The 20,036-nt window shown below is 61.3% G+C and carries 19 protein-coding genes; 12 read left to right on the top strand and 7 right to left on the bottom strand.

Annotated features, from left to right (window positions below):
* Positions 1-129 precede the first annotated feature (129 nt).
* Positions 130-459: a thioredoxin TrxA gene (gene trxA / locus PseuLF5_RS13975; protein ID WP_003206727.1), complete on the bottom strand. Its 330-nt coding sequence runs from the start codon at positions 457-459 to the stop codon at positions 130-132.
* Positions 460-579: 120 nt separating this feature from the next.
* Complete coding sequence (locus PseuLF5_RS13970; RefSeq protein ID WP_123469725.1) at positions 580-1,287, bottom strand: FadR/GntR family transcriptional regulator; 708 nt, start codon at positions 1,285-1,287, stop codon at positions 580-582.
* 256 nt (positions 1,288-1,543) lie between these two features.
* Between PseuLF5_RS13970 and PseuLF5_RS13965 the strand changes: the two genes are divergently transcribed.
* The 5 genes from PseuLF5_RS13965 (at position 1,544) to ppx (ending at position 6,100) form a co-directional block, all read left to right on the top strand.
* Entirely contained in the window at positions 1,544-2,329 is a 786-nt protein-coding gene (locus PseuLF5_RS13965; RefSeq protein ID WP_128613829.1) for a transporter substrate-binding domain-containing protein, read from the top strand.
* 21 nt (positions 2,330-2,350) lie between these two features.
* The gene (locus PseuLF5_RS13960) at positions 2,351-3,019 is read left to right on the top strand and encodes an amino acid ABC transporter permease (protein WP_123469728.1); all 669 of its coding nucleotides are present in this window, start codon (positions 2,351-2,353) and stop codon (positions 3,017-3,019) included.
* On the top strand, positions 3,016-3,666 hold the full coding sequence (locus PseuLF5_RS13955) for an amino acid ABC transporter permease (RefSeq protein WP_123469729.1): 651 nt from the start codon (positions 3,016-3,018) through the stop codon (positions 3,664-3,666). Before PseuLF5_RS13960 ends, PseuLF5_RS13955 begins: the two co-directional genes overlap by 4 nt.
* On the top strand, positions 3,653-4,390 hold the full coding sequence (locus PseuLF5_RS13950; RefSeq protein ID WP_187678221.1) for an amino acid ABC transporter ATP-binding protein: 738 nt from the start codon (positions 3,653-3,655) through the stop codon (positions 4,388-4,390). Before PseuLF5_RS13955 ends, PseuLF5_RS13950 begins: the two co-directional genes overlap by 14 nt.
* A 207-nt stretch (positions 4,391-4,597) precedes the next feature.
* Positions 4,598-6,100, top strand: coding sequence for an exopolyphosphatase (ppx, locus tag PseuLF5_RS13945; RefSeq protein ID WP_123469733.1), 1,503 nt, complete (start codon positions 4,598-4,600; stop codon positions 6,098-6,100).
* A gap of 236 nt (positions 6,101-6,336) precedes the next feature.
* Here ppx and ppk1 read toward each other — a convergent pair whose 3' ends face one another.
* On the bottom strand, positions 6,337-8,562 hold the full coding sequence (gene ppk1 / locus PseuLF5_RS13940; protein WP_128613825.1) for a polyphosphate kinase 1: 2,226 nt from the start codon (positions 8,560-8,562) through the stop codon (positions 6,337-6,339).
* Between the two features lie 18 nt (positions 8,563-8,580).
* Positions 8,581-9,594 (bottom strand): porphobilinogen synthase, encoded by a 1,014-nt coding sequence (gene hemB, locus PseuLF5_RS13935; RefSeq protein WP_128613824.1) that lies wholly within the window; start codon positions 9,592-9,594, stop codon positions 8,581-8,583.
* Between the two features lie 207 nt (positions 9,595-9,801).
* Here hemB and PseuLF5_RS13930 point away from each other — a divergent pair, with 207 nt between their 5' ends.
* The gene (locus PseuLF5_RS13930) at positions 9,802-10,452 is read left to right on the top strand and encodes a DedA family protein (RefSeq protein ID WP_123469737.1); all 651 of its coding nucleotides are present in this window, start codon (positions 9,802-9,804) and stop codon (positions 10,450-10,452) included.
* A 299-nt stretch (positions 10,453-10,751) separates the two neighbouring features.
* The gene (gene elbB / locus PseuLF5_RS13925) at positions 10,752-11,420 is read left to right on the top strand and encodes an isoprenoid biosynthesis glyoxalase ElbB (protein WP_123469739.1); all 669 of its coding nucleotides are present in this window, start codon (positions 10,752-10,754) and stop codon (positions 11,418-11,420) included.
* A 117-nt stretch (positions 11,421-11,537) separates the two neighbouring features.
* On the opposite strand, the gene PseuLF5_RS13920 is transcribed toward elbB, so the two are convergent.
* The 3 genes from PseuLF5_RS13920 to PseuLF5_RS13910 all read right to left on the bottom strand — a co-directional run bounded on the left by PseuLF5_RS13920 (position 11,538) and on the right by PseuLF5_RS13910 (position 14,975).
* Positions 11,538-11,993, bottom strand: a complete 456-nt coding sequence (locus PseuLF5_RS13920) for a YaiI/YqxD family protein (RefSeq protein WP_027610467.1) — start codon at positions 11,991-11,993, stop codon at positions 11,538-11,540.
* A gap of 105 nt (positions 11,994-12,098) precedes the next feature.
* Entirely contained in the window at positions 12,099-13,991 is a 1,893-nt protein-coding gene (locus tag PseuLF5_RS13915) for an FTR1 family protein (protein WP_340133786.1), read from the bottom strand.
* An 84-nt stretch (positions 13,992-14,075) separates the two neighbouring features.
* Positions 14,076-14,975, bottom strand: coding sequence for a LysR family transcriptional regulator (locus PseuLF5_RS13910; RefSeq protein ID WP_340133785.1), 900 nt, complete (start codon positions 14,973-14,975; stop codon positions 14,076-14,078).
* A gap of 129 nt (positions 14,976-15,104) precedes the next feature.
* Between PseuLF5_RS13910 and PseuLF5_RS13905 the strand changes: the two genes are divergently transcribed.
* From PseuLF5_RS13905 to PseuLF5_RS13885, 5 genes are all read left to right on the top strand, one after another.
* Positions 15,105-16,484, top strand: a complete 1,380-nt coding sequence (locus tag PseuLF5_RS13905; protein ID WP_123469744.1) for a COG3014 family protein — start codon at positions 15,105-15,107, stop codon at positions 16,482-16,484.
* 234 nt (positions 16,485-16,718) lie between these two features.
* A complete protein-coding gene (locus tag PseuLF5_RS13900; protein WP_340133783.1) occupies positions 16,719-18,113 on the top strand; it encodes a COG3014 family protein in 1,395 nt (464 codons plus the stop codon).
* A gap of 15 nt (positions 18,114-18,128) precedes the next feature.
* Positions 18,129-18,503 (top strand): YcfL family protein, encoded by a 375-nt coding sequence (locus tag PseuLF5_RS13895; RefSeq protein WP_267796432.1) that lies wholly within the window; start codon positions 18,129-18,131, stop codon positions 18,501-18,503.
* A 36-nt stretch (positions 18,504-18,539) separates the two neighbouring features.
* On the top strand, positions 18,540-19,127 hold the full coding sequence (gene lpoB, locus PseuLF5_RS13890) for a penicillin-binding protein activator LpoB (protein ID WP_123469750.1): 588 nt from the start codon (positions 18,540-18,542) through the stop codon (positions 19,125-19,127).
* A gap of 3 nt (positions 19,128-19,130) precedes the next feature.
* Positions 19,131-19,874, top strand: a complete 744-nt coding sequence (locus PseuLF5_RS13885; protein WP_123469752.1) for a penicillin-binding protein activator LpoB — start codon at positions 19,131-19,133, stop codon at positions 19,872-19,874.
* Positions 19,875-20,036 lie beyond the last annotated feature (162 nt).

Genomic DNA, 20,036 nt, shown 5'->3' with positions numbered 1-20,036 from the left:
GCTAGCAGGGGGCAGTGGAGAAACCAGTGCGGGGCCGAATGTACCACCTGAGTTTCGGAGCGTCTAGCCCTGAATACGCAAAAAGCCCCGCAATTTGCGGGGCTTTTTTTCAGCGATTTACCGCGACGCTTAGATGTTGGCGTCGAGGAAAGCAGCCAGTTGCGACTTCGACAGGGCGCCGACTTTGGTCGCTTCAACGTTGCCGTTCTTGAACAGCATCAGCGTCGGGATACCACGCACGCCGTGCTTGGCCGGGGTTTCCTGGTTTTCGTCGATGTTCAGTTTGGCGACGGTCAGCTTGCCTTTGTAAGTCTCGGCAATCTCGTCCAGAACCGGAGCGATCATTTTGCAAGGGCCGCACCATTCAGCCCAGTAGTCGACCAGGACAGCGCCTTCGGCCTTGAGTACGTCGGCTTCGAAGCTGGCGTCGCTAACGTGTTTGATCAGATCGCTGCTCATGGAATTCTCCAGGTTGTAAGCAAAAAAACGTGGCCCATCATAGCCGCCCTTCCCTTGTTCAGGAAGCTGCAGTTGATTGAGTCTTGCTATGGCGCCTCATGAGTCTGGGTATAGCTCAAGTCACGCCGTGGCGGGGGCGATGAAGGCGATTCCGGTGCGCAGGGCTGCGTTGCGCACGTGCTCCTGCATGGCTTTCTGGGCGGCAGCGGACGCCCGGCGGGCCAGGGCGCGGAGGATCTTGCGGTGTTCCTGCCAGGTTTCCATCGCCCGTTCGGCGCGGATGAACGGTAGCTTCTGGCTCTCGAGAAAGATTTCGGCACTGGCGGTGAGGATGCTCAGCATCGCCTGGTTGCCGCTGGCCAGCAGGATGCGGCGGTGGAAGTCGAAGTCGAGTTTCGCCGCCGCTTCGAAATCACCCGCCTTCAATTGCTCGCGCATCGCGGCAACGTTGTCCTCCAGCGCATCCAGATCAAGCGTGCTCAGCGTGACCGCCGCCAGCCCGGCGGCAAACCCTTCCAGCGCATAGCGCAGTTGAAAGATATCCAGCGGCGAAGCCTGTGCCGCAAAGGGCCAGCCTGGCGCCTGGCTGCCGTGCGGCAATTCCACCGGCGATTGAACGAACACGCCCTTGCCCGGCTGAATGCTGACCACACCGAGCGCACTCAGCGACGACAGCGCCTCGCGCAATGAAGCCCGGCTGACGCCCAACTGCAAGGCCAGGTCCCGTTGCGACGGCAACGCATCGCCCGCACCGAAACCCTGTTCGGTGATCAGTTTGCGGATGGCTTGCAGCGCCACTTCGGGTACGGCACGGGAGATCGAGTTCATGGTTTTCCAGACGAACCAGGCCAAGGTGCGGCTAGTTGTAAAGCTATTCGCTGACGCCGGCAAGTCGTGCCCCAGCAGGGTTCGGCGCCGTACACCAATGCGCTATCGGAGTGCGAAAAACAACCTGACTGTTCAGACCAGTAAGACCGAACAAATCCGCAAAAACCGCGGCCTGCGCGGGGGAAACCCGAGTATTGGCACGCCCCATGCTCTGTCCGATCGCAGAAATCACTTCCCGCCGATCCGGAGATTTGCCATGACCCTGCGTTACCGCGCCCTCCTCGCCGCCCTGTTTTCCAGCCTGTTGCTCAGCCAGATCCCCGCCCACGCCGACGCGCTGGATGACGTGGTCAAACGCGGCACATTGAAAGTCGCCGTGCCCCAGGACTTCCCGCCGTTCGGCTCGGTCGGCCCGGACATGAAGCCCCGTGGCCTGGACATCGACACAGCGAAACTGCTGGCCGATCAACTGAAGGTCAAACTCGAACTGACCCCGGTCAACAGCACCAACCGCATCCCGTTCCTCACTACCGGCAAGGTCGACCTGGTGATCTCCAGCCTCGGTAAAAATCCGGATCGCGAGAAAGTCATCGACTTCTCCCGTGCCTACGCCCCGTTCTACCTCGCCGTGTTCGGCCCGCCTGATGCCGCCATCACCACGCTCGACGACCTCAAAGGCAAAACCATCAGTGTCACCCGTGGCGCCATCGAAGACATCGAACTGAGCAAAGTCGCCCCCGAAGGCGTGACCATCAAGCGCTTCGAAGACAACAACTCGACCATCGCCGCCTACCTCGCCGGCCAGGTTGACCTGATCGCCAGCGGCAACGTGGTGATGGTCGCGATCAGCGAAAAGAACCCGAAACGCGTGCCGGCGCTGAAAGTGAAGCTCAAGGATTCGCCGGTCTACGTCGGCGTGAACAAGAACGAGCCGGCGCTGCTGGCCAAGGTCAACGACATCCTGACCACCGCCAAGGCTGACGGCGCACTGGAAAAGAATTCACAGACCTGGCTGAAAGAGCCGCTGCCGGCCGATCTCTGATCGACTGCGCGGGAGACCTACATGGCTTATCAGTTCGATTTCATTCCGGTGCTGCAAAACACCGACCTGCTGTTGCGCGGCGCCTTGTTTACCCTGGAACTGACGGCCATTGGCGCATTCTTCGGGGTCGGCGTGGGCATCGTCGGCGCGCTGGTGCGGGCGTGGAACATCCGCCCGTTCTCGGCGATTTTCGGCGTCTACGTCGAGTTGATCCGCAACACGCCGTTTCTGGTGCAACTGTTCTTCATCTTCTTCGGCCTGCCGTCCCTCGGCGTGCAGATTTCCGAATGGCAGGCAGCCGTGCTGGCGATGGTGATCAATCTCGGTGCGTATTCGACCGAGATCATCCGCGCCGGCATCCAGGCGATCCCGCGCGGGCAACTGGAGGCCGCAGCGGCGCTGGCAATGAGCCGTTTCGAAGCGTTCCGCCACGTGGTCCTGCTGCCGGCGCTGGGCAAGGTCTGGCCGGCCCTGAGCAGCCAGATCATCATCGTCATGCTCGGGTCGGCAGTGTGTTCGCAGATCGCCACCGAAGAGTTGAGCTTTGCCGCCAACTTCATTCAGTCGCGCAATTTCCGCGCCTTTGAAACCTATGCGCTGACCACGCTGATCTACCTGTGCATGGCGTTGCTGATCCGCCAGTTGCTCAACTGGCTGGGGCGCCGCTATCTCTCGAGGAGCAGCCAATGAGCGACTTCACCTTCTGGGACATCCTGCGCAACCTGCTCACCGGCCTGCAGTGGACGCTGGCGTTGTCGCTGGTGGCCTTCATCGGCGGCGGGATCGTCGGGCTGCTGATTCTGGTCATGCGCATTTCGAAAAGCCCGCTGTCGAGCAACATCGCCCGCACCTGGATCGAGCTGTTCCAGGGCACGCCGCTGTTGATGCAGCTGTTTCTGGTGTTCTTCGGCGTGGCACTGGCCGGGATCGAGATTTCACCGTGGATGGCGGCGGCGATTGCCCTGACGCTGTTTACCAGTGCCTATCTGGCGGAAATCTGGCGTGGTTGTGTCGAAGCGATTCCTCATGGCCAGTGGGAAGCCTCGTCGAGCCTGGCGTTGAATCCGCTGGAGCAACTGCGCTACGTGATCCTGCCGCAAGCCCTGCGTATTGCGGTGGCGCCGACCGTGGGCTTCTCGGTGCAAGTGGTCAAGGGCACGGCGGTGACCTCGATCATCGGCTTCACCGAACTGACCAAGACCGGCGGCATGCTCGCCAACGCCACGTTTGAACCGTTCATGGTCTACGGCCTCGTCGCCCTCGGCTACTTCCTGCTCTGCTACCCCTTGTCGCTCAGTGCGCGCTACCTGGAAAGGAGACTGCATGCCTCTGCTTAGAATTTCCGCCCTGCATAAATATTACGGCGACCACCACGTACTCAAAGGCATCGACCTCAGCGTCGAAGAAGGTCAGGTGGTGGCGATCATCGGCCGCAGCGGCTCGGGCAAATCCACCCTGCTGCGTACACTCAACGGCCTGGAGTCGATCAATGACGGGGTGATCGAAGTCGACGGCGAATACCTCGACGCTGCCCGCGCCGACCTGCGCAGCCTGCGGCAGAAAGTCGGCATGGTGTTCCAGCAGTTCAACCTGTTCCCCCACCTGACTGTGGGCGAGAACGTGATGCTCGCGCCGCAAGTGGTGCAGAAAGTGCCCAAGGCCAAGGCGGCCGAACTGGCGCGTAAGATGCTCGAACGCGTGGGCCTGGGGGAGAAATTCGATGCGTTTCCGGATCGCCTCTCCGGCGGTCAGCAGCAGCGCGTGGCGATTGCCCGGGCGCTGGCGATGTCGCCCAAGGTGCTGCTGTGCGATGAGATCACGTCGGCGCTGGACCCGGAGCTGGTCAATGAAGTGCTCAGCGTGGTGCGGCAACTGGCCAGGGAAGGCATGACGCTGATCATGGTCACCCATGAAATGCGCTTTGCCCGGGAGGTTGGGGATAAGTTGGTGTTCATGCATCACGGCAAAGTGCATGAGGTGGGGGATCCGAAGGTGTTGTTTGCCAATCCGCAGACGGCGGAGCTGGCGAACTTTATTGGCACGGTGGAAGCGACAGCCTGAAGATCTTCTTAGGCAGTGATGCCCTCTTCGCGAGCAAGCTCGCTCCCACATTGGAATGCGCTCACCTGTGGGAGCGAGCCTGCTCGCCAATGGCCGCGCCGCGATCTCCAGACTTTCTGCGCTGAATCAAGGGTTTGAACCGTGCGCGTTGGCGCCAGCGTTTGATCGTGGCACGATGTCGGGGTTATCGACCGAGACCCCCTGACCATGCCGCAATCCCAAGCCAAGAATCTGTCCCTGATCGCCGCAATCGACCTGGGCTCCAACAGCTTTCACATGGTCGTGGCCAAGGCCCAGAACGGTGAAATCCGTATCCTGGAGCGCCTCGGAGAGAAGGTTCAGCTCGCCGCCGGCATCGACGATGAGCGCCATCTCAACGAAGAATCGATGCAGCGCGGCCTCGATTGTCTCAAGCGGTTTGCCCAACTGATCAACGGTATGCCGCTGGGCGCCGTGCGCATTGTCGGCACCAACGCCCTGCGTGAGGCCCGCAACCGTGGCGAATTCATCCGCCGCGCAGAAGAAATTCTCGGCCATCCGGTGGAAGTCATCTCCGGGCGTGAAGAAGCGCGCCTGATCTATCTGGGCGTCTCGCACACCCTCGCCGACACCCCGGGCAAACGACTGGTCGCCGACATTGGCGGCGGCAGTACCGAATTCATCATTGGGCAAAGATTCGAACCGCTGCTGCGCGAAAGCCTGCAGATGGGTTGCGTCAGCTTCACCCAACGCTACTTCAAGGACGGCAAGATCACCCCGGCCCGCTACGCCCAGGCGTACACCGCAGCGCGACTGGAGATCATGAGCATCGAGCACGCCCTGCACCGCCTGACCTGGGATGAAGCCATCGGCTCCTCGGGCACCATCCGCGCCATCGGCCTGGCGCTGAAGGCCGGCGGGCATGGCACGGGCGAAGTGAACGCCGAAGGCCTGGCCTGGCTCAAGCGCCGCCTGTTCAAGCTCGGCGATGTCGACAAGATCGATTTCGAAGGCATCAAGCCTGATCGCCGGACGATCTTCCCGGCAGGCCTGGCGATTCTCGAAGCGATCTTCGACGCCCTCGAACTGCAACGCATGGATCACTGCGACGGTGCCTTACGTGAAGGCGTGCTCTACGACCTGCTAGGTCGCCATCACCACGAAGACGTGCGCGAACGCACCCTGACCTCGCTGATGGAGCGTTATCACGTCGACCTGGAACAAGCGGCGCGGGTCGAACGCAAGGCGCTGCATGCCTTCGATCAGGTCGCGGCCGACTGGGAGCTGGATGACGGTATCTGGCGCGAACTCCTGGGCTGGGCGGCGAAAGTGCACGAAGTCGGGCTCGACATCGCTCACTATCATTACCACAAACATGGCGCTTACCTGATCGAGCATTCGGACCTCGCCGGGTTCTCCCGCGAAGACCAGCAAATGCTCGCCCTGCTGGTGCGTGGCCATCGCCGCAACATTCCCAAGGATAAATTCGCCGAGTTCGGTGACGACGGCGACAAGCTGATTCGCCTCTGCGTGCTGCTGCGCTTTGCGATCCTGTTCCACCACATCCGGGGCACCCAGGCGATGCCGCAAGTGGCATTGCACGCCAAGGGCGACAGCCTTGATGTGGAATTCCCGGAAAACTGGCTGGATGAAAACCAGCTGACTCAGGCGGATTTCGGGCTTGAGGCCGAGTGGCTGACGCGGGTGGGGATTGTCCTCACCGTTCACTGAGTTAAATCTCAGGTGCAAAAAAGGCGATCCTTCTGGATCGCCTTTTTTATTCGGTTCGACTTGGGGACGGAGGTTAACCCTAACCCCAGCCCTCTCCCGAGGGAGCCGATCTCCGCTGGCTTCAAGGCCTGAGTTCGACTCGGCAGCTCAGGTCGACGTATAGCTCGAAACACCTCGGTCAGTCCCCTCTCCCTCTGGGAGAGGGTTAGGGTGAGGGGCTTTCGACTTTCAAGGCCTCAACTGCTCACCGGCAGAATCGGGCTGCCCAGACGCTCCAGCAACGTCGCCTGCGCACTGCGCGGGTTCTGATTACCGGTTGGCGTGTTGCGGATGTAGCGGCCATCCGACTGCAGGCTCCAGCTGTGGGTGTTGTCGGTCAGGTACAGCTCCAGCTCTTTCTTGACGCGGGTCAGCAACTTCTTGCCTTCGACCGGGAAGCAAGTCTCGACGCGCTTGTCGAGGTTGCGCTCCATCCAGTCGGCACTGGAGAGGAACATTTGCTCCTCGCCACCGTTGAGGAAGTAGAACACCCGGGTGTGCTCGAGGAAGCGGCCGATGATCGAGCGCACGTGGATGTTGTGCGAAACCCCGGCGATGCCCGGCCGCAGGCAGCACATGCCACGCACCACCAGATCAATGCGCACGCCGGACTGGCTGGCCTTGTACAGCGCGCGGATGATCTTCGGATCGGTCAGCGAGTTGAACTTGGCGATGATGTGCGCCGGTTTGCCGTCGAGGGCAAACTGCGTCTCGCGGGTGATCATGTCGAGCATGCCCTTCTTCAGGGTAAACGGCGCATGCAGCAGCTTTTTCATGCGCAGCGTCTTGCCCATGCCGATCAACTGGCTGAACAGTTTGCCGACGTCTTCGCACAGGGCGTCATCGGAAGTCAGCAGGCTGTAGTCGGTATAGAGACGGGCATTGGCGGCGTGGTAGTTACCGGTGCCCAGGTGTGCGTAACGCACAATCTCGCCGGCCTCGCGACGCAGGATCAGCATCATCTTGGCGTGGGTCTTGAAGCCGACCACGCCGTAAATCACCACTGCACCGGCCGCTTGCAGACGGCTGGCCAGTTGCAGGTTGGATTCTTCGTCGAAGCGCGCGCGCAGTTCGATGACCGCGGTCACTTCCTTGCCGTTACGCGCGGCGTCCACCAGCGCATCGACGATCTCGGAGTTGGCGCCGGACCGGTACAGGGTCTGGCGCACCGCCAACACATGCGGGTCTTTCGCCGCTTGACGCAGCAGGTCGACCACCGGGGTGAACGACTCGAACGGGTGCAGCAGCAGGATGTCCTGTTTGCTGACAACGCTGAAAATGTTCTCGCTGTTCTGCAGCAGTTTCGGGATCTGCGGGGTGAACGGCGTGTATTGCAGCTCCGGATGGCTGTCCAGACCGGTGATGCTGAACAGGCGGGTCAGGTTGACCGGGCCGTTGACCTGATACAGCTCGGTCTCGCTCAAGTTGAATTGCTTGAGCAGGTAGTCCGACAGGTGTTTCGGGCAGGTGTCGGCCACTTCCAGACGCACCGCATCACCGTAGCGCCGCGAGAACAGCTCGCCACGCAGGGCGCGCGCAAGGTCTTCGACGTCTTCGGAATCGAGCGACAGGTCGGCGTTTCGGGTAAGGCGGAACTGGTAGCAACCCTTGACCTTCATGCCTTGGAACAGGTCGTCGGCGTGGGCGTGGATCATCGACGACAGGAACACATAGTTGTCGCCAGCGCCGCCGACTTCTTCCGGCACCTTGATGATCCGTGGCAGCAGACGCGGCGCCGGGATGATCGCCAGACCGGAATCGCGACCAAAGGCGTCGATACCTTCCAGCTCGACGATGAAGTTCAGGCTCTTGTTCACCAGCAGCGGGAACGGGTGCGTCGGGTCGAGGCCGATCGGGGTGATGATCGGTGCGATCTCGTCGCGGAAATAACGACGTACCCAGGTTTTGATCTTGGTCGTCCAGTGGCGGCGACGGATGAAGCGCACCTGGTGCTTTTCCAGCTCCGGCAACAGGATGTCGTTGAGGATCGCGTACTGACGGTCAACGTGGCCGTGGACCAGCTCGCTGATCCGCGCCAGCGCCTGATGCGGCTGCAGGCCGTCGGCACCGGCCTGCTCACGGGCGAAGGTGATCTGCTTCTTCAGGCCGGCGACGCGGATTTCGAAGAATTCGTCGAGGTTGCTGGAGAAGATCAGCAGGAACTTCAGCCGCTCCAGCAACGGATAGGACTCGTCCAGCGCCTGTTCCAGCACGCGGATGTTGAACTGCAGTTGCGAAAGCTCGCGGTGGATATACAGGCTGCTGTCATCCAGGCCCGGGATCGCAATCACTGGCGCCGCCGCGACGGTTTCGGTGACCGGCGCGGGTGGCGCAGGCTCCAGTTCCGGCGGCGTTTCGGTGATTTGCTCGACCACCGGCTGAGCTTCTTTTACTGCAACTTCTGTGAGTCCTTCGGTATTCATCGAATGTTCCTGGGAGGGCTATTTCTGCTCTCGTAACAATTGAGCGGCGCGGACAGCAAAGTAAGTCAGGATGCCATCAGCGCCGGCACGTTTAAAGGCGGTCAGTGATTCGAGAATCACCGCCTCGCTCAACCAGCCATTCTCGATCGCCGCCATGTGCATGGCGTATTCGCCGCTGACCTGATAGACGAAGGTCGGCACTTTGAAGGCATCTTTTACCCGGAAAAGAATGTCCAGGTACGGCATGCCCGGTTTGACCATGACCATGTCCGCGCCTTCAGACAAGTCGGCGCCGACTTCGTGCAGCGCTTCGTCGCTGTTGGCCGGGTCCATCTGATAAGAAGCCTTGTTCGCCTTGCCGAGGTTCGAGGCCGAACCGACTGCATCGCGGAACGGGCCGTAATAGGCGCTGGCGTACTTGGCCGAGTAGGCCATGATCCGCACGTTGACATGGCCGGCGACTTCCAGCGCTTCGCGGATCGCCTGAATGCGACCGTCCATCATGTCCGACGGCGCAACCACCTGGGCACCGGCTTCGGCATGGGACAGGGCCTGACGGACCAGTGCGTCGACGGTGATGTCGTTCTGCACATAGCCGTCTTCGTCGAGGATGCCGTCCTGACCGTGGGTGGTGAACGGGTCGAGCGCGACGTCGGTGATCACGCCCAGCTCCGGGAAGCGCTCACGCAGGGCGCGGGTGGCGCGCTGGGCGATGCCTTGAGGGTTCCAGGCTTCAGCGGCGTCGAGGGATTTGAGTGCTGCAGGCGTGACCGGGAACAGGGCCAGCGCCGGAATCCCCAGTTCGACCCATTTCGCCGCTTCTTCGAGCAGCAGGTCGATGGTCAACCGTTCCACACCCGGCATCGAGGCCACGGCTTCGCGGCGGTTTTCACCGTCGAGCACGAACACCGGCAGGATCAGGTCATCGACCGTCAGCACATTTTCCCGCACCAGCCGACGCGAAAAATCATCACGGCGATTGCGGCGCAGGCGGGTGGCTGGGAACAAACGGTTGGCAGGGGTAAAGCTCACGGCAGACTCCTGAGCCCGCGCAAACGGGCGAGCGTGACAGTTATAGACGGCCATTATGACGAACAGATTACAGTTGTGCGTGCCCCGTGACATGTAGCCGCATTCCATTGTCAGTGTAGGAATTGTTCACGTCGAGACACATTTGGACACTTTCCTGAATGTGTACGAAGGGTTAGGCTGCGCGTTCATTTCGCCAGCACCCAGACAATGCTCCAACAATTTCTGCATGACTTCGGCTACTTTGCCTTGTTCCTCGGCACGTTCTTCGAAGGCGAAACCATCCTGGTGCTCGCGGGCTTCCTCGCGTTCCGTGGATACATGGACATCAACCTGGTGGTCGTCGTGGCGTTCTTCGGCAGCTATGCCGGCGATCAGCTGTGGTACTTCCTGGGGCGCAAGCACGGGCGCAAATTGCTCGCGCGCAAACCGCGCTGGCAGATGATGGGCGACCGCGCGCTGGAGCACATTCGCAAGCACCCGGACATCTGGGTCCTGAGCTTCCGCTTCGTGTATGGCTTGCGCACGGTAATGCCGGTGGCGATCGGTCTGTCGGGTTATCCGCCGGGACGTTATCTGCTGCTCAACGGCATTGGCGCGGCGATCTGGGCCACCGCGCTGGCTGCGGCGGCTTACCACTTCGGCGCGGTGCTGGAAGGCATGCTCGGCAGCATCAAGAAATATGAACTGTGGGTGCTGGGTGCGCTCTTGCTGCTGGGCGTCGGCCTCTGGCTGCGCCGCCGCTTCAAGAATGCGCGGCTGGCCAGGCAGGTTTATGCCGACGAGCAAGCCGCAAAAGCTGCGCAGTTGCATCAGGCCGAGCAGGCCAACGCTGCCGAACCCAAGCCGCCAACCGAGTGACTCACTGGCGACAGGCATACAGCCCGACACCACTGAACAGGCTACATCCGGACTGAACGACTCTTTGAGTCGGGAATGTCACTCATCCCACCTGCTTTAATGGATTGCCGTTCGCCAGCGGCGTTCTCACGCCCAGAATCAGCCGCTCCCTACGCAACAGACCATCCCGAATAATGAACACCCCGGCGTTGTTGCGATCCATGTAGTAAGCGTTCCATGCAGGTGCCGCCGCACTTGAGCCTATGGCAACGCACGGCAAATTAGTGGACATTGAGCGCCATGAATCTGGAGAGAACCCCATGAGCAAAAAAGTTGCAGTGATCCTGTCCGGCAGTGGCGTATACGACGGCGCCGAGATCCATGAAAGCGTCATCACCCTGCTACGCCTGGATCAACGCGGCGCGCAAGTGCAGTGCTTCGCCCCGAACATCGCGCAATTGCATGTGATCAATCACCTGACCGGTGAAGAAATGCCCGAAACGCGCAACGTCCTGGTGGAGTCGGCACGGATCGCCCGGGGCAACATCAAGGACATCCGTGAAGCCGACGTCGATGACTTCGACGCGCTGATCGTGCCTGGCGGTTTCGGCGCGGCGAAAAACCTCTCGAACTTCGCCGTCGAAGGCGCCGGCTGCAGCGTCCAGCCGCAAGTGCTGGAACTGGCCGAGGCGTTTGCCGAGGCGGGCAAACCGGTTGGCCTGATGTGCATCTCGCCAGCGCTGGCGGCGAAGATCTACGGCCCGGGCGTGACCTGCACGATCGGCAACGACGCCGACACGGCGACCGCGATGAACAAGATGGGCGCCACCCACGAAGACTGCGCGGTGACGGAAATCATCGAAGACAAGGCGCGCAAGCTGGTGACGACTCCGGCGTACATGCTGGCCCAGAACATCAGTGAAGCGGCTGCGGGGATCAATAAACTGGTCGACCGCGTCCTCGAACTGACCCACGAAAATGATGCCTGACGCGTTCTGATGCCGGAGTGAGCCTGCTCGCGATGGCGGCGGTACAGGCAACAATTTTGTTGAATGTTCTACCGCTATCGGGGGCAGGCTCACGCCTACAGGGGATCCTTGCCTGGTTCAGGACTGGCGTGCAAGGCGCGTGAGGATACGGTCCAGCGCATTGGCAAACGCCTGCTTCTCGCGCTCGCCGAATGGCGCCGGGCCGCCGCTGATCTGGCCCTGCTCGCGCAGGTCGGTGAACAGGTTGCGCACCGCCAGCCGCTCGCCCATGTTCTGCGCATCGAACTCCTTGCCCCGCGGGTCCAGCGCCGCCACTCCCTTCTTCACCAGACGATCGGCCAGCGGAATATCGCTGCAGATCACCAGTTCACCGGGCACCGCGTGCTCGACCAGATAATCGTCCGCCGCATCCGGGCCACTCGGCACCACGATCAATTTGACGATCGCCAGCCCCGGTTTGGTTTGCGGTTGCCCGGCCACCAGCACCACTTCGAACTGGCGCTTGAGGGCGAACTTCACCACCAGATCCTTGGCGGCCCGAGGGCAGGCGTCGGCATCAATCCATACACGCATGTTTTTTTCCTCTTTTAAAAGCATCGCGGGCAAGCCCGCTCCCACAAGGTTAACGCTAACCTGTGGGAGCGGGCTTGCCCGCGAATATGAGCGCAGCGAATGCTCTTAAGCAGTCATCCGCTTCTTCTCCGCCATCCGGCTCCGCCCATACAGCACGACAATCGCCAGAATTGCCAGCGCCTGCGCCGTCAGCGAATAGGCATCGGCATGAATGCCCAGCCAGTCGAAGTCGAAGAACGCCACCGGCCGCGTGCCGAAGATCCCGGCTTCCTGCAACGCCTTCACGCCATGCCCGGCGAACACCACCGACAACGCACAGAGCAGACCGGCGTTAATGCTGAAGAACAGCGTCAGCGGCAGTTTCGCCGAGCCGCGCAGGATCACCCAGGCCAGACCGACCAGCAGCACCAGCGCGGTGGCACCACCGGCCAGCACTGCGTCATGCCCGGCGGGGCCTGCCTGCAACCACAGGGTTTCGTAGAACAGGATCACTTCGAACAATTCGCGGTACACCGAGAAGAACGCGAGGATGGCGAAGCCGAAACGCCCGCCGCCCACCAGACTCTGCTTGATGTAATCCTGCCAGGCTGCGGCGTGGCGCCGGTCATGCATCCACACGCCGAGCCACAACACCATGACACTGGCGAACAGTGCCGTCGCGCCCTCGAGCAACTCACGCTGCGAGCCGCTGACATCAATCACGTACGCGGCCAGCGCCCAGGTGCCGAGACCGGCCAACAGCGCCAGGCCCCAACCGATGTTGACGCTGCGCACCGCCGACTGCTGGCCGGTGTTACGCAGGAACGCGAGGATCGCCGCCAGTACCAGAATCGCTTCCAGGCCTTCGCGCAGCAGAATCAGGAGGCCGGAAATGAAGCTCAGCGACCAGCTCAAGCCATCGCTGCCGAGTAACCCGGCGGACTCCTTGAGCCTGGCCTTGGCGGCATCCAGACGCTGTTCGGCCTGCTCGACCGGCAAACCGTCCTGCAACGACTGCCGATACGCCATCAGGGATTTTTCGGTGTCTTTGCGCACAGTGGCGTCGACGTTATCCAGCGAGCTTTCGACCAACTCGAAACCTTCCAGATAGGCCGCCACCGACAGGTCATACGCCTGATCGTGGTCGCCGGCACGATACGCTGCGAGACTCTTGTCCAGAGTCGCAGCGGTGTAGTCGAGCAACTGCGCCGGGCCACGCTTGACCTGCGGCGGCTGCGCGCGCTGGGCGCGGAAGGTTGCGGCGGTTTGCGCACCTTCGGCGGCCTGTACTTCGGCCGGGGTCTGGCGGGCCAGATCGGCGATGTTGTAGGTCTTGTCGGATTTGGCCGCTGCCGGGTCGGCACTGAAGCCGGCGATGTAGGTCGCCAGGTCCCAGCGCTGACGGTCATCCAGTTGATCGGCGAAGGCCGGCATGTCGGTGCCTTCGACGCCCTGACCGAGGGTGCTGTAGATCGCGTACAGGCTCAGGTGATCCATCCGTGCGGCATCGCGCAGGTTGGCCGGTGCCGGCGACATGCCGAGACCTGCCGGGCCGTCGCCGGCCCCGGTTTCACCGTGGCAAACCGAGCAGTTTTGCGCGTAGAGCGGCGCGCCGCGGATGGGATCCGGCGTGATGATCGGTGCCTGGCTGACTTCATACGCCACCGCCAGTTGTGCCCCCAGCTGCCGGGCCTGACGGGCGACTTCGGCGCCGTCCTGTTTGGCGCTGATAGCGGCGTGCAGAGCCGCGACGCCTTGCTCCAGCGCCGCCTTCTCCGGCTTGACCGGCATGCCGGCGATCAGGCCTTGCAGCACCTGGGTGAATTCCAGTTGCTCGCGGTATTCGCCGTCGTCGACAACCTTGCCCGCCGCCACCGTCGGCGGGTAGTCCGCACTGATGTAATCGAGCAAGTGCAGCGCCTGCGGGGCGCCTTCCACGGTATCGGCGAGCAGATTGAAGCTGCTCAAGGCAAGCAACGGAAACGCCAGCCAGGCCAGGAAACGGGACGCGGCAGTCATGAAGAATTCTCAAATGGAAATGCGAAGTTACATATTGTTCACTTCGAACGCCTTTCACTCAAGCTTTGTCGACGGAGAACCGGTTCAGCGCAATGGCATCGACGCGTTTCGGTAGTGTTCGAGCATGAATTCGACAAACACCCGTACCTTGAGCGCCACGTGTCGGGCATGGGGATAGAGCGCGTAATAGTGGCGCTGACCGAGGCTGCAATTGGGCAGGATCTGCACCAGCCGCCCCGCCAGCAGATCATCCTGCACCGTAGCTCGGGTGAACGCGGCAATCCCGACACCGGCCAGCGCCGCAGCGTGCAACGAGCTGATCGAGTCGGCCTTGAACCGGCCTTGCGCGCGCACGCTGCTGGTGCCCCCACGCGCATCGGTCAGCAGCCAGTCGCTGCCGCCGGCAAACGCCAGTAACTGATGTCCGGTCAGCTCGCGCACCTGACGGACCAGGCCATGACGGGCGACGTAGCCCGGTGACGCCACCAGCAACATGTCCGAAACGGTCAGCAGGCGCGCCACCAATGACGAGTCGGCCAATAGCCCGCAGATACGCAACGCCACGTCGAAGCCCTCGGCGATCAGGTCGACGAAGCGGTCATCGCAGGACAGGTCCACCTCGATCTCGGGATAGCGCTGTTGAAACGCCGGCAGCCAGTGCGCCAGCTCCAGCGTACCGATGACCATCGGCGCGCTGATGCGCAGCACACCGCTGGGGCTTTCGTGAGCCTGCCCCGCTGCCAGCGCAGCCTGATCAAGACGTTCGAGAATGTCCACGCACGCCGCGTAATACTGCTGCCCCGCCGTGGTCAGGCTGAAACGGCGGGTATTGCGGTTGATCAGGCGCGTGCCGAGTTCGCTTTCCAGTTGCTGCAACTGCCGGGAGATGGTCGAGTGGGTGGTGTCGAGTCGCTCGGCAGCGGCGCTGAATCCGCGACACTCGACAATGCAACAAAAGGCGCGCATGGCTTGCAGTTGATTCATCGAGAGTCCCCGACTTGTTGATCGCTGAGCGCGCAAGCCTAGCGTAATGCTTACCCACCCGGCAGCAGCAAAGCGCCCCTATAATGCGTCATCCCCGTGCTTTTGCCGTTCAAGGAAGAACCCGTCTCCATGCGCCATTGTCTGCCGTTCTGCCTGCTGCTCAGCCTCATCGTGCAACTGAGCGGTTGCGCCGCTTATCGCAATTACGATCAGGAAATGCAGCAGACTATCGACCAGATGACGCAGGGCAATCTGAACGAAGCGCTCTACCTGATGGAGCTGCACAATCCTTGGGAAGACAAGGATCTGCTGTATTACCTGGAACGCGGCGCGATTCTCAGCGCCGGCACCAACCTGCCAAAAAGCCAGGAAGCCTGGCGCAGTGCCGACCGGATGATTTTCCAGCGTGAAGAGACCACCCCCTCAGCCCCAATCAAACTGCTGACCCGCTTCGGCAACGAAATGGGCACGATGCTGGTCAACGACAAGCTGCTGCGCTACGAGGGCTACGACTACGAAAAAGTCATGCTGACCACCGAGATGGCGCTCAACCAACTGGCGGAAAACGATTTCGACGGTGCCCGGGCCGACATCAAGAAAACCCACGAGCGCGAAACCCTGATCGCCCGCCAGCGCGAAAGGCAATACGAAGAAGCTGAAGAGCAAGCCAAAAGCCAAGGGATCACGCTGCATTACAAAGACTTGCAAGGCTATCCGGTGACCATCCTCGACGCTCCGCAAGTCATCGCGCTGAAGAATGGCTACCAGAGTGCGTTCAGTCATTATCTGGCCGGCTTCACCTATGAAGCCTTGGGCGAGCGTACGCTCGCGGCACCCGGCTATCGACAGGCGATCGAATTGCGCCCGGGCCTGCGGTTTCTCGAAAACGCTCTGCGCAATCTGGACAAACCCGGGCCGGCAGCCGATGAAAGCGAAATTCTGATCGTCGTGCAGGCCGGTTTCGCCCCGGCACGCAGTTCGGTGCAAGTGCCGATCCCGGTGCGCCTGAACGAAAACCTGACGATTGTCGCCCCGATTTCGTTCCCGGTGATGGTGCCCGACACGCTCACACCTCCGGTTCCAAGCGTGCTCGTCGATGGTAAACAATACCCGCTGACGATGATCAACAGCGTCACGGACATGGCCATGCGCACCTTGCGCGATGACATGCCGGCGATCATTTCCCGCGCCATGTTCCGCGCCAACATGGCCGCCATCAGCCAGGCGCAAAAGAACGAACGCGATCCGGCCAAGGCTTCACTGGTGGTGACCGATCACGATCCTTTCGAGGAAGCTGACACACGAACCTGGCGCACACTGCCGGATAAAACCCTGGTCGCCCGTCTGCGCCTGAAAAAAGGCCTGCACCGCGTGCGCTTTCCGTATTTTCGCGCAGAAGACGGGTTCACGGTACGCGTCGACCAGAACCATCAAGTGTTCAATCTGCGGGTATTCATGGGCAAAAACTATTTCGTGGGTTCCGCACTGGTCCTGCCTGAAACGCCATGAACGCAGGACGATTGATAATGCTTAGAATGATGGCACCAAACTAACAAGTGCGATTAAAAAGCTATTACATAGCCAGCACCGCCCGCCTATAATGCCGCGCCTTCGTTATTGCGATGAGGCATTAAAGCTCCTCTTGTTATGAGGAATTGGCAGGAGGCCAGCGCCACTGTCGATGGGTCACCTCAGCCCGACCAGCATTCGCGGCTGCATTTACTCCAGGGAAGAAGTACCCCCATGGCATTCCGCGCCCCCACTCTGATCGCGCTCAGCGCCGTCACCCTGCTATCCGGCTGTTCAGCGTTTCGCAACTACGACTCGGAACTGGCCCAGACCAACCAGCAACTGGCCAGCGGCAACGTCGATGCCGCCCTGACCCTGCTGGAAAAGAACAACACCGGCCCCGACAAGGACCTGCTCTATTACTTCGAGAAAGGTGAATTGCTGCGCGCCAAAGGCGACCTGTCCGGCAGCCAGAACGCCTGGACCAGCGCCGATCAGGTGGTCGGGCAGTGGGAAGATGCGGTCAAGCTCGACAGCGCCAAATACCTGGCCCAGTTCGGCAGCTTCATCGTCAACGACAAGGTGCGTCGCTACGAGGGCTACGACTACGAAAAAGTCATGCTGACCACGCAGATGGCCCTCAACCTGCTGGCGGTCAATGACTTCGACGGCGCCCGCACCGCGATCAAGAAGACCCACGAACGTGAAGCGGTGATCGCCGACCTGCGCGACAAGGAATACCTGAAAAGCGAAGAAGAGGCCGAGAAAGAAGGGATCAAGACCCAGTACAAGGATCTGCAGGGTTACCCGGTCGCCAGCCTCGATGCGCCGGAAGTGGTCAGCCTGAAAAACAGCTACCAGAGTGCGTTCAGCCATTACCTGGCCGGTTTCGTCTACGAAGCCCTGGGTGAAAAGGATCTGGCTGCACCGGGCTATCGCAAAGCGGCCGAACTGCGGCCGAACACACCGTTGCTGGAACAGGCACTGGTCAACCTCGACAAGCCGTCCAAGTCTGACGACAGCGACATCCTGATCGTGGTGCAAAGCGGCCTGGCGCCGTCGCGCGACTCGATCCGCGTACCGCTGCCATTGCCGATTTCCAACAACGTGGTGATCACTCCGCTGTCGTTCCCGATCATCAAGCCTGACACCTCCACTGCGCCGTTCGCGCAGATCGGCGTCGATGGCCAGCAAGTCAACCTGACCGCCCTCAACAGCACCACCGCCATGTCCCGCCGCGCCCTGCGCGATGACATGCCGGGGATCATCGTGCGCACCACCGTGCGCGCAATCACCAAAGGTGTGGCGCAGAAGAAGATCAACGAAACCAACCCGCTCGCGGGTCTGGCCGTGGGTATCTCTTCAGCTGTGCTGGAAGGTGCCGATACCCGTACGTGGCGCACCCTGCCGGACAACACCCAGGTGGTGCGTCTGCGCTTGAAGAAAGGCGAGCACCAAGTCAGCCTGCCGAGCGCCGTGGGCGGTTCGGTAGTCAAGGTCACCGTCGACCAGCGTTATCAGGTGATCAGCCTGCGCGCCGTGGGCAATCAAGTATTCGCCGGTGGCATCGCCGCCCACGTGATCCCGAGCGCCGGCGCGACCAACGTCGCCAGCCTCAAACAACCTTAAGAACGGAGTCTTTGCATGCGCTTCAAACTCATCGCCGTTGCCGCCCTCGCCGTCCTGGCGAGCGGCTGCGCCACCCCGCCACCGCCAGAGCCGGGCAGCGCCGCGAGCAAAGTCGTGGCCATGGGGCCGCAGAAACACATCGTCGTCGGCGCCATGCGCGTCGCCCGCGAAAACGGCTTCATGACGGTCAATGTGCAGTTGAGCAACACGCTCAACAGCAACAAGACGTTCTACTACCGCTTCGCCTGGCTTGGCGCGGAAGGCTTCCCGATCGCCGAGGAAGAAGTCTGGAAAAGCCAGATGATGTACGGCGCCCAGACCAGCTTCATCCAGGGCATCGCACCGACGCCGAAAGCCGTGGATTTCCGTCTGGAACTCAAGACGCCTTAAGTCCGCCACCCTATTTCTGTTTGAGAGAGCATTCCCATGTTTGCACGCTTTTCCTGCATCGCCGTCCTCGCCCTGCTGGCCTCCGGTTGCGCCAACACTTCGCCGACCCTGGGCAGCAAGAACATCAGCTACGGCGACACCAAGGCGGTTGAAACCGTGACCAACGAATTCGGTTCGACCGACCTGCAAATGATTGCCGAGTCGATGACCCGTTCCCTGGCCCAGTCCGGCATCCTGCAGGGTCGCCCGGTGGTTCAGGTCTACGACGTGAAGAACAAGACCAGCGAGTACATCGACACGCGTGAGATCACCACCAGCATCAAGACCCAGTTGATGAAAACCGGCGTGGCCCGTTTCGCCAGCGACAACAACGCCATGCAGAGCCAGGTTGACCAGCTCAAGCTGCAAAACCAGAGCGGCCTGTACAAGAAAAGCACCGTGGCCAAGACTGGCAACATGGTTGCCGCCAAGTACCGCATCGAAGGCTCGATCAGCTCGATCGTCAAGCGCAGCAGCGACTACAAGGACGTTTTCTACAAATTCAGCCTGCAACTGATCGACGTCGAAAGCGGTCTGGCCGAGTGGATGGACGAAAAAGAGATCCGCAAAACCACGGAGCGTTAATCAATGCGCACATGGATTGGCATGATGGCCCTGGCTTGCGCGTTCAGCGTGCAAGCGGCCCCGAAAGTCGCGGTGACGGATCTGGCGTATCAGGAGCGCGTGGAGCAATACATCCACATCGTTTCAGCGCAGAGCAATTACCGCGAGGGTTATTACAGCTCCAGTGGTTCTTCGAACTACAACGAGCTGGAAGCGACCACCAGCTACATCGAACAGGGTGAACTGCGTAAATTCACCGGCGACATCAAGGGTGAAATCCTGCGCACCGGCATGTTCCAGCTGGTGCAGGGCACGCCGTACACCGCGTCGTCCAAGGGTGACATCTACGACGTGATCAAGCGCATCAAGGCCGGCAACTTCAAGGGTGCCGACTATGTGCTGTTCGGCACCGTGTCGGACATCGACTTCACCCAGGACATGAACGAGCTGGCGCACACCGACAGCTATTCGGCGGTGCTGGGCCTGACGCTGGTGGCGGATTTCAGCCTGATCAACACCAAGACCTACGAGATCACCTCGGCCTTCACGGCGATGGGTGAAGCGCAGGACACCAAACTGGTGAACGGCCGCGACATCAAGATCTCGCTGAACCGCCCTCGGGTGGTGCGTGAGGTGTCGAAAGCGCTGGGGGAAGACGTGGCCGGGCAACTGAGCATGCAGCTCGGTGGTGGCGGCTACGAGCAGCCGCGCGAAGCACCACAGCGCAACAATCTGCCGCGTGATACCGCGCCGGTGATTTTGCACTGAGCCGGTTCTGAGGCCTTTGTGGCGAGGAGCTCTGTGGCGAGGGGATTTATCCCCGTTGGGTCGCGAAGCGGCCCTCGCTCTTGATTCAAGAAGATGGGGACTGCTGCGCAGTCCAACGGGGATAAATCCCCTCGCCACAAAAGCTCGCTTGCCCCGATGTCT

The organism is Pseudomonas sp. LF-5, assembly GCF_037626295.1.
GTDB lineage: Bacteria > Pseudomonadota > Gammaproteobacteria > Pseudomonadales > Pseudomonadaceae > Aquipseudomonas > Aquipseudomonas monsensis.
The sequence above is the reverse complement of the archived record's forward strand: the minus strand, read 5'-3'. Positions and strand labels throughout refer to the sequence as shown.

Bases quoted from the DNA above. Each gene is read 5' to 3' on its own strand.
- trxA (WP_003206727.1), bottom strand. From the start codon at position 459: ATGAGCAGCGATCTGATCAAACACGTTAGCGACGCCAGCTTCGAAGCC.
- PseuLF5_RS13970 (WP_123469725.1), bottom strand. From the start codon at position 1,287: ATGAACTCGATCTCCCGTGCCGTACCCGAAGTGGCGCTGCAAGCCATC.
- PseuLF5_RS13965 (WP_128613829.1), top strand. From the start codon at position 1,544: ATGACCCTGCGTTACCGCGCCCTCCTCGCCGCCCTGTTTTCCAGCCTG.
- PseuLF5_RS13960 (WP_123469728.1), top strand. From the start codon at position 2,351: ATGGCTTATCAGTTCGATTTCATTCCGGTGCTGCAAAACACCGACCTG.
- PseuLF5_RS13955 (WP_123469729.1), top strand. From the start codon at position 3,016: ATGAGCGACTTCACCTTCTGGGACATCCTGCGCAACCTGCTCACCGGC.
- PseuLF5_RS13950 (WP_187678221.1), top strand. From the start codon at position 3,653: ATGCCTCTGCTTAGAATTTCCGCCCTGCATAAATATTACGGCGACCAC.
- ppx (WP_123469733.1), top strand. From the start codon at position 4,598: ATGCCGCAATCCCAAGCCAAGAATCTGTCCCTGATCGCCGCAATCGAC.
- ppk1 (WP_128613825.1), bottom strand. From the start codon at position 8,562: ATGAATACCGAAGGACTCACAGAAGTTGCAGTAAAAGAAGCTCAGCCG.
- PseuLF5_RS13930 (WP_123469737.1), top strand. From the start codon at position 9,802: ATGCTCCAACAATTTCTGCATGACTTCGGCTACTTTGCCTTGTTCCTC.
- elbB (WP_123469739.1), top strand. From the start codon at position 10,752: ATGAGCAAAAAAGTTGCAGTGATCCTGTCCGGCAGTGGCGTATACGAC.
- PseuLF5_RS13920 (WP_027610467.1), bottom strand. From the start codon at position 11,993: ATGCGTGTATGGATTGATGCCGACGCCTGCCCTCGGGCCGCCAAGGAT.
- PseuLF5_RS13915 (WP_340133786.1), bottom strand. From the start codon at position 13,991: ATGACTGCCGCGTCCCGTTTCCTGGCCTGGCTGGCGTTTCCGTTGCTT.
- PseuLF5_RS13910 (WP_340133785.1), bottom strand. From the start codon at position 14,975: ATGAATCAACTGCAAGCCATGCGCGCCTTTTGTTGCATTGTCGAGTGT.
- PseuLF5_RS13905 (WP_123469744.1), top strand. From the start codon at position 15,105: ATGCGCCATTGTCTGCCGTTCTGCCTGCTGCTCAGCCTCATCGTGCAA.
- PseuLF5_RS13900 (WP_340133783.1), top strand. From the start codon at position 16,719: ATGGCATTCCGCGCCCCCACTCTGATCGCGCTCAGCGCCGTCACCCTG.
- PseuLF5_RS13895 (WP_267796432.1), top strand. From the start codon at position 18,129: ATGCGCTTCAAACTCATCGCCGTTGCCGCCCTCGCCGTCCTGGCGAGC.
- lpoB (WP_123469750.1), top strand. From the start codon at position 18,540: ATGTTTGCACGCTTTTCCTGCATCGCCGTCCTCGCCCTGCTGGCCTCC.
- PseuLF5_RS13885 (WP_123469752.1), top strand. From the start codon at position 19,131: ATGCGCACATGGATTGGCATGATGGCCCTGGCTTGCGCGTTCAGCGTG.